This is a genomic window from Geodermatophilus sp. SYSU D00779 (assembly GCF_054050595.1).
Genome location: NZ_JBJGZQ010000060.1, coordinates 1 through 9350 on the forward strand (window position 1 = coordinate 1; position 9350 = coordinate 9350).

General features: G+C 72.4%; 7 protein-coding genes and 2 pseudogenes. 3 read left to right on the forward strand and 6 right to left on the reverse strand.

Translation table 11 applies throughout. The features are described 5' to 3' along the window. Positions 1-322, reverse strand: a pseudogene (locus tag ACI79G_RS24720) (FxSxx-COOH system tetratricopeptide repeat protein); the annotation flags it as partial. A gap of 38 nt (positions 323-360) precedes the next feature. Between ACI79G_RS24720 and ACI79G_RS24725 the strand changes: the two are divergent. Together ACI79G_RS24725 and ACI79G_RS24730 are read left to right on the forward strand one after the other, a co-directional pair. After that, positions 361-483 (forward strand): annotated as a pseudogene (locus ACI79G_RS24725) (IS5/IS1182 family transposase); the annotation flags it as partial. 314 nt (positions 484-797) lie between these two features. After that, positions 798-2954: a S8 family serine peptidase gene (locus tag ACI79G_RS24730; protein ID WP_456883683.1), complete on the forward strand. Its 2157-nt coding sequence runs from the start codon at positions 798-800 to the stop codon at positions 2952-2954. A gap of 1294 nt (positions 2955-4248) precedes the next feature. Here ACI79G_RS24730 and ACI79G_RS24735 read toward each other — a convergent pair. The 5 genes from ACI79G_RS24735 to ACI79G_RS24755 form a co-directional block, all read right to left on the reverse strand. Then, positions 4249-5214 carry an endonuclease/exonuclease/phosphatase family protein gene (locus ACI79G_RS24735; RefSeq protein ID WP_456883684.1) on the reverse strand — a complete coding sequence of 322 codons (966 nt, stop codon included), beginning with the start codon at positions 5212-5214 and terminating at the stop codon, positions 4249-4251. Between the two features lie 194 nt (positions 5215-5408). Next, positions 5409-5822, reverse strand: a complete 414-nt coding sequence (locus ACI79G_RS24740; RefSeq protein ID WP_456883685.1) for a YybH family protein — start codon at positions 5820-5822, stop codon at positions 5409-5411. Positions 5823-6549: 727 nt separating this feature from the next. Beyond that, positions 6550-6837, reverse strand: a complete 288-nt coding sequence (locus tag ACI79G_RS24745; RefSeq protein WP_456883688.1) for an SbtR family transcriptional regulator — start codon at positions 6835-6837, stop codon at positions 6550-6552. 131 nt (positions 6838-6968) lie between these two features. Then, positions 6969-7907 carry a M56 family metallopeptidase gene (locus tag ACI79G_RS24750; RefSeq protein ID WP_456883686.1) on the reverse strand — a complete coding sequence of 313 codons (939 nt, stop codon included), beginning with the start codon at positions 7905-7907 and terminating at the stop codon, positions 6969-6971. Next, positions 7904-8266 carry a BlaI/MecI/CopY family transcriptional regulator gene (locus ACI79G_RS24755; RefSeq protein ID WP_456883687.1) on the reverse strand — a complete coding sequence of 121 codons (363 nt, stop codon included), beginning with the start codon at positions 8264-8266 and terminating at the stop codon, positions 7904-7906. Before ACI79G_RS24755 ends, ACI79G_RS24750 begins: the two co-directional genes overlap by 4 nt. Positions 8267-9197: 931 nt before the next feature. On the opposite strand from ACI79G_RS24755, the gene ACI79G_RS24760 reads away from it, so the two are divergent. Continuing rightward, the coding region (locus ACI79G_RS24760) for a metal-sensitive transcriptional regulator (RefSeq protein ID WP_456883689.1) at positions 9198-9350 on the forward strand (153 nt) is incomplete at its 3' end.

Sequence of the window (9350 nt, forward strand, 5' to 3'; positions counted from 1 at the left end):
GTCTCGAGGTGATCAGCAGATGCCCGGCCCCGCCGGGCAGGTAGGCGGCGACGTCGGCCGGCCTCTCCGCGCTGTCAAAGACCAGCAGCCAGCGGTCCCGGCCGCGCAGCTCGGCCAGCAGCCGCTCCACGGTGGCGGCGACCGTGGGCCCGGGGGCTACGTCGAGCCGAGCGGCGAGCGCGGCGAGCTGGTCGGGGATGAGCACCGGTTGTTCGGCGTCGATCCACCGGACCAAGGCGTAGTCGGCGGCGAAGCGGTGGGCGTACGCGAGCGCCAGCTGGGTCTTGCCAACCCCACCGAGGCCGTAGGGCGCCTGCACCACCAGAGTGCTCTCGTCGGCGTGCAGCCGCTGCCGCGCACGGCCTGCCGCTGGACGTGCTCGTCTCGGCGGCCAACCGGCACGACAGCCTGCTCGTCGAGCTGATCCTGGACTCGATGCTGGCGATCAAGCGCGGCGGCCGCGGACATCCCCGCCGACGGCCCGGTCGAGCTGCACGTCCACCGCCATCGACGGTCCACCGGGGCCAGAGGGCTTGTGACGTCACGGTGATGATGCGGTGACGCAGGACCACGACCCTGAAGGGGGTCGAGCGAGTCCACACCGACGAACGCTGTGGTCCGGATGTGTCCAGGGACACCCGCGCTCATGCCCTCGTCCCGACCAGCCGCGTCCCGCATCGCCTCGATCCGGGTTGGCCGGCTGCCGGGGACCCGGTCAGCTCGTCCGACCTCGTCGACAGCCGTCCAGGAACGGACCTCAGCCGCCCTTTCTGTCACACCATCTCGAGGAGCCCCGCATGCCGATGCAGGACATCCGCCTGACCACGAACGCTCCACTGGGCGAGGATCAGGTCCACCGATTGGAAGATCTGGGGCTACGCCTCGTCAGCCGGTTGTCCGAGAACTCCTACCGGCTTCGCGGCGACAGCGGCGCCACCGCCGCCGACCTCGTCGGGCTCGACTTCGTCGACACGGCCTCGGCCTACGATGCAACGGATAAGCTCGACCCGTCGCTCAGCGCGGCGTCGGCGACCGCGGCCACAGCGGTGGCAGATGCTGGAGCCGCACCCTTGGTCACCGGCCTGGTGTCCCTCGACCCGGCCGTCGACCCGGCCGTCACCAAGGAGCAACTGGCGGAGCTGGGCGACGTCGTCACGGCCACGCCCCGGCGAGCGGTCGTGAGCACCTCGACCGACCGGCTGGCAGACATCGCCTCGTTGGACGGCGTCCTGAGTGTCGAGATCGAGCCCGATCCGCACACCCAGAACGACGTCGCCCGCACGCTCGCCAAGGTCGAGCCCATCGCCACGACCCTCGGTCTCGACGGCACAGGCGAGATCGTCGGCGTCGCCGACAGTGGCCTGGACACCGGGGTCGCGGCCACGGTGCTGGCCGACTTCGCCGGTCGCGTCGTCAACATCCGGGCCACCGTCGTCAAGGCACCGGCCGACGGCGCGGACCTGAACAACCACGGCACCCACGTGTCCGGGAGCATCCTCGGTGACGGAGCCAACTCCAACGGCCGTCTCCGGGGCATGGCGCCAGGGGCGCGCCTGACGATGCTGTCGATGGGCCCCGACAACTCGACCCGCCTGATCGTCCCTGCTGACCTGGTCGCCGGGGTGTTCACAGACGCGTACGCCGACGGCGCCCGTATCCACTCCAACAGTTGGGGGTCGAACAACACCCCTGGCCGGTACACCGCGTTCTCCGAGGACGTCGACGACTTCGTGTTCCACCACCCCGACATGTTGGTGGTGATCGCGGCGGGGAACGCGGGACCTGGAGCGTCGACCGTCCAGGCCCCGGGAACGGCCAAGAACTGCCTGACCGTGGGAGCGTCGGAGAGTGTGCGGCCGCTGCCGGCGGCGATCAGCATCAACCCGAACATGCAGGACCACGATCACGATCCCGCTACTCCGAAGACCAACGTGCCCGTGACGCGGAACAACTTCAGTCAACAGGCGGACGACGCCGACGACATCGCCGACTTCTCGGGGCGTGGCCCGGTCAAGGACATCGGGGACACCCGCACGAAGCCAGACATCGTCGCACCGGGCACGTTCATCCTGTCCTGTCGCTCGACGGTGAGCACCGCGGATGTCGGACCTGACGGTGTGCGGCACTCGGCCGACATCGATGCGCTCTACGCCGACGACGCCGACGGCGTGGCGACGCACGCCGAGGCTGTCGGCCGAGGACTGCCTGGCGCGCCCTTCTTCGGCACGTGGAACCAGAACACCCCCGCAGCGCCAGCCGGGTCAGGAGCGCTGGCACAGCAGAACTACTTCTACAGCTCCGGCACCAGCATGGCCACCCCGATCACCAGTGGGACGGCGGCACTGCTACGGCAGTACCTCCGCGAGCGCCGCGGCGTTGCCACCCCGTCGGCCGCCCTGATGAAAGCGATGATCGTCAACGCCGCAACCGTGCCGGCCGGCGTCTCCACCGCACCCGACAACACCCGCGGCTTCGGCTGGCTCGACCTCGAGCAGCTGCTGTCACCGCCACCCACCGGCCAGCAGGCGATCATAGACGACGTGCACCTGGCCGTCGCCACTGGCGAGGTCCGTCGCCTGGCGGTGCAAGTAGCCGCTCCCGACCTGCCGCTCCGCGTCACGCTGGCGTGGACCGATTCCCCTGGCAAGGGACTACAGAACCGGCTGTACCTCCGGCTCGTGCCGCCCGGTGGCGGTGCCCCCATCGACGGCGACGTCACCGCGTTCCCCAACCCCACCAACAACGTGCAACGCGTCCACGTGGCCGCGCCGACCGCGGGCACCTGGACGATCGAGGTGCACGGGATCGACGTGCCGTTCGGCATCCCGACATTGGCCCCGGCTCTGCGCCAGGACTTCGCCCTCGCCGTCTCCAACGGTACCGGTCTCTCACCCGAGCCCGTTGGCATCAGTCAGGTCATCGACGACAGCGGCAGCATTCAGATCGCCATGTGATTCCAGACGGCGGCCTGGTGAGTGGCGGGATGGCGTGGTGCCGGTCCTCGTCGGCTGCCTCTTGGCGTCCGCAGGTGCAGCGTCTCGTCGCGGCGGCGGCGCATGGCCGCGACCTCGGCTTCACCGGCGCCCCGTACGTGCACGTCCTCGAGCCGGGTGTGGCATTGGATCGGGAACTGTCGTGAGCGTGCAGGCGGATTCGCCCGCACCCGCGACCTCACGGCGCTGCTGCGAAGTCACGTGGTCGAGCAGCTCTCGGTTGACGGCCGATGCTGCGCTTCGGCCGGTGTGACGCCGCGGCGACATGTGCCGGTCAGTCGGTAGCGGGCAGATGGACGAGGTCGAGGACTGCGCGGGCGGTGCTGCCGGGCGGCGCGATGAGCGTCAGTTGATGGCCGTGGGCGGCGAGCCGGTCGCGCATCCGGTGCGGGACCTGCACCCCGGGGTTGGCCAGCGCGTCACCTCGGTGAGGTCGACGGTCAGCGGTAGTACCCCTCCGCGGGAGGCTGCCGCCAGCTGCCCGGGCAACGCGTCCACCGAGGTGGTGTCCACCGGCCCGGACATGCGTAGCCGCACATCGCCGGAGGTCAGGCTCTCGGGCCGGTCGGCGCGGGCACCGGTGCCATCCGCGGCACCGTCTCCGCTGTGACGGAGGTCGATGTCGACGGTGGACGGCGGGCGGGGCCTCGGTGTCGCGGCCGATGTCGGATCCGAGCATCGCCGGTCGGTGCATGCGGTGCCGCAGCGTGACCACCGTGCCGGCGCTGGCGGCTCCGGCCCCGGCGCCGTCGCCGTGCTCTTCGCGGCGCGGGCAGGGCCGGTGCGGCGCTGCACGTGCAAGGAGTCGGTGAGCCGCTGCGACGTTCCTGGATGGGCCGATCAGGGATGGTGCGATCAGTCCCGTTGGCCGTCGGTCGCAACGGTCGGTCGGGCAGCGGGGCTCCTGGACTCCCGCACCGTCGGTCGGTCCCCTGGCTCACATGTAGCGCGAGTGTGGGCTACATCATCCGTCAGCCGCGTCGTGGCGCCTGCTCCGTCGCGCGCCACGGCTGATCGGGCCCCAGTAGGACGACACCTGTTCCGTGGTCCTCATGTCGGGATCCAACCCCGTTCCAGGCGACGCCGGGCGGCATCGTCCGAGCACGTCAACGTGTGAGCACGGCTGCCCGCCCCACCAGTGGGTGGCCGTCTGAGGCGCACCTCCTGGCTCCGGTGTGGGACCCGCCCGACGGTGTGGGCCATGAGCAGTTCTCCGATGCCCTTCGTGCGGGGCCACCCACCGCGCTGCCGCGGGTCAGAGGTCGAACTCGGCAACGACGGGGCGGTGGTCCGAACCCGCCGCGTCCCGCCGCTGGCCGGGGTCGTCGCTGATCGACGGGGTGGGCCCGGCCGCGTCGGTGCGCACGGCGCCGTCGGCCACGTGGTGGACCAGGGCATGGCTGACCAGGAGGTGGTCGATCAGCTCGCCGCGGCCCCGGTAGCGGCGGCTGAACCGCTGTGGTTCGGGGATGCGGGCGGCCAGGTTCCACAGTCGCTGGCCATCGCCCCGGTCGGGCTGGTCGAACCCGTCGGTGCCGATCTCCGAGCCGGGCGGGCCGGACAGGATCTGGGTGGTCGCCGCCTCGGGCACGTCGTTGAGGTCCCCGCAGACCACCAGGCGACGGTGCTGGCCCCGGCCGTCGAGCAGATCCGTGGCGGCGGCGCGCACGGTGGCGGCCTCGGCGGCGCGCCGGCTCAGCGCATAGACCGCGACGCGGGCCCGCTCGCCCTCGTCACCGGTGTGGAAGCGGGGCCGCCCGTCGGGGCCGGGCGGGAAGGTCAGCAGCTTGGACTTCAGATGGCAGGTGATGAGATCGATCGGCCGCCCGCCGACCTCGACGCGGGCGCGCAGCGCCGCTCTGCCCATCACCGCCAGGCGAGTGCCGTCGTCGTCGACCTGGATCGGGCGCAGCTTCGGCGGAAAGCGGGTGATCTCCGCGACGTCGGTCAGCGGCAGTCGGGACAGGTAGCCGACCCGGATCGGCCGCTGGCTCGGCTCCACGCCGGCGGTCACGCAGTGCCACGCGCCGCCGGCCCGCTCGGCCAGATCCGCGAGGGCATCGGGGTTGCCGACCTCCTGCACCGCCAGCACGTCGGGCGCCATCCGCACGATGACCTCGGCCAGGGCTGCCAGCTTGGCCTCGTACGCGGCCGGATCGCCGGGCCCGGCCTCGTCCTCGGGGCGGAACAGGTTCTCCAGGTTCCACGTGCCGATCCGCACCACGCCGCACCTCCCCAGGTTGCCGAGTTCGCCTCAGGCTGCAGGTCGCGCCGCCCTGTGCGCGCGACCACGGAGGAGTTCCTCTCGACGGAGCTCCTCCTCAACGGCGGCAGGGACGGACGCGCTGCGCCTCCGGGCCCCCAGGCGGTATTCCTCATCGATGGGGCGAGCCGGTGCGACGAGAGGTGTCCGTGTCAGCTGCCGGCCGACGCCGCCGCTGGCCCGACCGCGGCCGCTGCGTCCGGCTCCAGGTTCGCGAACGGGTGGTCGAGGACGTAGAGCCAGCCGCCGTCGGGCTGGCGCCGGGCGACCTCGGCGGTGACCGCCGACATCGCCTCGTCGCCGGTCGTGAGCTCCCACTCGAGGCTCAACAGGGCCAGATCGCCTGACTCGATGACGTACCGGGTTCGCACGGCCATTCGACCGTGTGCTCCGAGGACGCCGACGAAATGCTGACGGATGGCGTCGGGCCCCGTGGCGAGGGACCCGTCGGGCTGCGCCATGACGGCGTCTGGCTCGTACAGGGCCACGAGGGCCTCGAGGTCCTGTCGGTTGAAGGCGGCCTCGAAGGCCGCATGGAGCTCCCGGGGAGCGCTGACGGTCGTCACCAGATCGCCTCCGTAGCCTCCGGTCGTACCAGCGCCGGACCGGCCACCACGCTAGGCGGAGGACGTCACAGCGACGTCACCGCAGTGTCACCTGACCAGCGCCACCTGAGGACCCGACCGGCAACGTGCCCATGACCGCAGCCGGTGGCTGGGGGGAGCAACTCACGACGACAGATCACCCGCGACCTCAGGCATCGACCAACAGTGGCCGACGAGCTGCTCCAGGGCTGACCTGTACCTCCAGCGTCGGCCGACGGTTGCCGACGACGCCAGCCGTCCGTCGATGACCAGGTCCGCCTCGGCGTGCAGCGCGTGACCGATCCTCCGCATCCGCACCGGCGCGCGCCGGTCACCGGGCGTACGCACAGGAGGGCCTCGGCGTGGTGGACCAGGGCCGGGTCCCCGGCGCCCCCGCCACCCGCTTCGGCGCCGACCTCCGCCGCCGGATGGAACACCCGACGGCGGAGGTCGACCTCGGAGTCAGCCCTGACCGCGCCGCGGGCGGGCGCCCCCTCACGGTCAGGGTGAGCGGGCAGGCAGATCGCGGAGGTCGGCAACGAGGGACAGGCCACCGGCCCGCACCTGCACGTCGAGGTCCGCACCGGCGGGCTGTACCCGAGCCGGAGCGACCCCGTTGCCTGGTTGGCTGCCCGCGGGGTGTCACCCCGCGGGGGCTGCGGATCGTCGGAGACGGCACCGTGCGCAGGGACCCGGGCCGACCGGCGGCTCAGGAGTGCGGTCGGGATTCGGGGTGCAGCCCGCCGAGGGTCACGCCCCCGAGCCGGTGTACCGCGGCCTCGGAAGGGAGGTCGCCGGCAGCGGCGAGCGCGTGGAGGCAGTCGATCGCCAGGTCCTCGGCGGGGACGTCGCTGCGCAGCTCGCCGGCGCGGATCCCGGCCTCGATGAGATCCGTGACCATGTCGTGCAGCCTGCTGGTCGTTCGCGCGACGTCCGTGGTCGCGTGCAGCCGCGCTGCGGATCCGCCGTCACGGTGCCGTCGCGACGCCGTCGACAGCCGCGCTCAGGTGGTCAGGACGGCCTCGGGGCGCTCGATGGGGAGCCTGCCTGGTCTCGCGATGCGGTGAGTGGTCGGCGGTCCGGGGGCCGGTCCGATCCCAGGCTCGGGACGCCGGGTGGCCCGGTGGGTCAGGCGACGACGCAGCCGATGACGTCGTAGGCGGACAGGCCCGCGGCGACCGGTAGCAGCAGTGCCCCGATCGCCACGGCCAGGCAGCCGGCCACCTGAGTCGTGGGCCTGCTGCCGACCGTCCCGGCACTGAGCCGCTCCAGGCGCACGTCGACCAGGCGGCCGGCCATCGCGAGGCCCAGTGCCGGGGCCGGCTGACCGGTGAGCCGGCAGAGGGCCTCCCGCACGGCGGCGGGTCCGCAGTGGCGAGCGGCCCTGGCGTCTGCGACGAGCTCCACGAGGTCCTCGACCGCTGACGGGGCCCGGCGCAGCAGTGGGCAGACGGGGAGCGCTGTGGCGAGCGTCTGCACGATCGCCATCAACAGGTGGTGGCGTCCGCGGAGATGTGCGCGTTCGTGTTCGAGCGTGGCGGCGACGGCCGCGGACGTCAGCTGCCGGCGCAGCGTGTCGCTCATGATGATGACCCCCGGTCGACCGCCCACCGACATCGCCAACGGGCGGTCGTCGCGGATCCACAGCGGCTCGTGGGGCGCAGCGCGGCCGGCCAGGAGGCGTAGCTGTTCGAGGTGGGGCGCCCGCTGCCGCCCGGCTCGGACCCGCGCCCGTACCGCCAGCGCCAGCCGCCAGAGCACGGCGGTCGACGCGGCGACGCCCAGCGCGGCCAGGGCCTCCCGCCCTCCCGGGACCGACCCCGTGGACACGGCCGCCAGGCAGTCCCCGGCCAGTCGGAACAGCCCGGGGGAGCGGTGCTCGTGCGGCGGGACCACCAGGAGCGCCACCGTCACCAGCGCCCCGACGACCAGGCCGACGCAGGACAGGATCCAGCCGGTCAGCAGGACGGTCGGGTCGATGCGTCGGTCGGCCGCCCACAGCAGGGGTCGATGGCCGAGGAGGCCGACCACCGTGATGCAGGCGAGGAGGCTGATCAGCGCGGTCATGACTGCTGTGAGCGCCGAGCCAGGCCGTCCCGGAGGATGGTCGACTCCTCGTCGGAGGCGGTCTCGGCGAAGTGCAGGAGGACCGACCGGGGGTCGTTCGACGCCTCGAGGACCTCGCGCAGCGAAGCGGCGGCAGCCTCCTCGCGGGACACGGACGGGCGGTAGCTGAAGGCGCGGCCGGCCGGTTCGCGCTCCACCATGTCCTTCCGGTGGAGGTTGGTCAGCACCGTCATGATGGTGGTGTAGGCCAACGTGCGCTGTCCAGGCACCCGGTCGAGGACCTCGCGCACGGTCAGCGATCCGTCCGCCGACCAGAGGACGTCCATCACGGCCGCCTCCAGGGGCCCCAGTCGTGGCATGGCCGCTCCTTCGTGGTGCTGTACCCGGACGGACCGGAGTCCCGCGTGACCTGAGGACCCTCGGACCCCCGCAAGTCGATCACCGTACTGCTCCAGCAGAGCGGCGTGGACGGGCTCGGAGGGCTCCGGACCTGTACCGCTCGGGCCGGGCGTTGCGGCACAGAGCCGAACACCGTCGTCCACGCGTCGTGATGGACGCTCCGCACCGTGGCCGCCAGGGGGAGGTGGCCGTTCGGTGCAGCGCACGTGGGCCCTGCTGCTGGCTGCCGTCCTCCTCGTGCACGGGGTTCCGTCCACGGCGGCGCCCCCGGGCGCCGCCGGTGGCGCGCCCCTGGCTGCTCACGCCGCGACGGTGGCACCGCAGGACGGGGTGGACGCCTCCTCGGAGGCCACGTCGGTCGGTCCCGGCCGGTCGCGGCTCGTGATGCACGGCCGCAGGAGGGTCCCGCGTCGCACTCGATGGCGATCAACCCGTGGACCGCCCGTCTCGCAGTGCTGCTCGCCGGCGTCTCGCTGTTCGCACGCGTCCGTGCAGGCGGTGCAGGCCCGGGCGCACCCGCAGCAGGCCTCGAGGCACTCCTGCAGCTCGCGGCGGTCGACCCCACCGAGGTCCTGCGGGCGGGTATCCAGCACCCGACCGGCAACGCCCTTGTTGGCACCTCCCTGCGCCGGCGTGACGGCCGTCGTCGGCACCGGCACCCAGGCGCCACCCGTGCCCTCGTGCGGACGAACGCTGTCGACCAACCCTCGTGGTCGTCGAGCGGATCCCGCTGGTGGGGCGCGGAGAGGCGTCCGTGGCGGGCCGGGCAGGTGGCCGAGCAGCCGGACCGACCGGTGACCGGTTGATCCCCCGGCCGAACGGGCGTACTGTCCCTCTGGAAATACCCCTACCCCGTACCGGCTTGTGGGGTGTGATCGACGAGGGGACGACATGGAGACCACTGGGCAGAGCGGTGGGCACGGCTACATCCACCGCAAGGACGACTACCTCAAGCGGCTGCGCCGCATCGAGGGCCAGGCCCGCGGCCTGCAGCGGATGGTCGAGGACGAGAAGTACTGCATCGACATCCTCACGCAGGTCTCG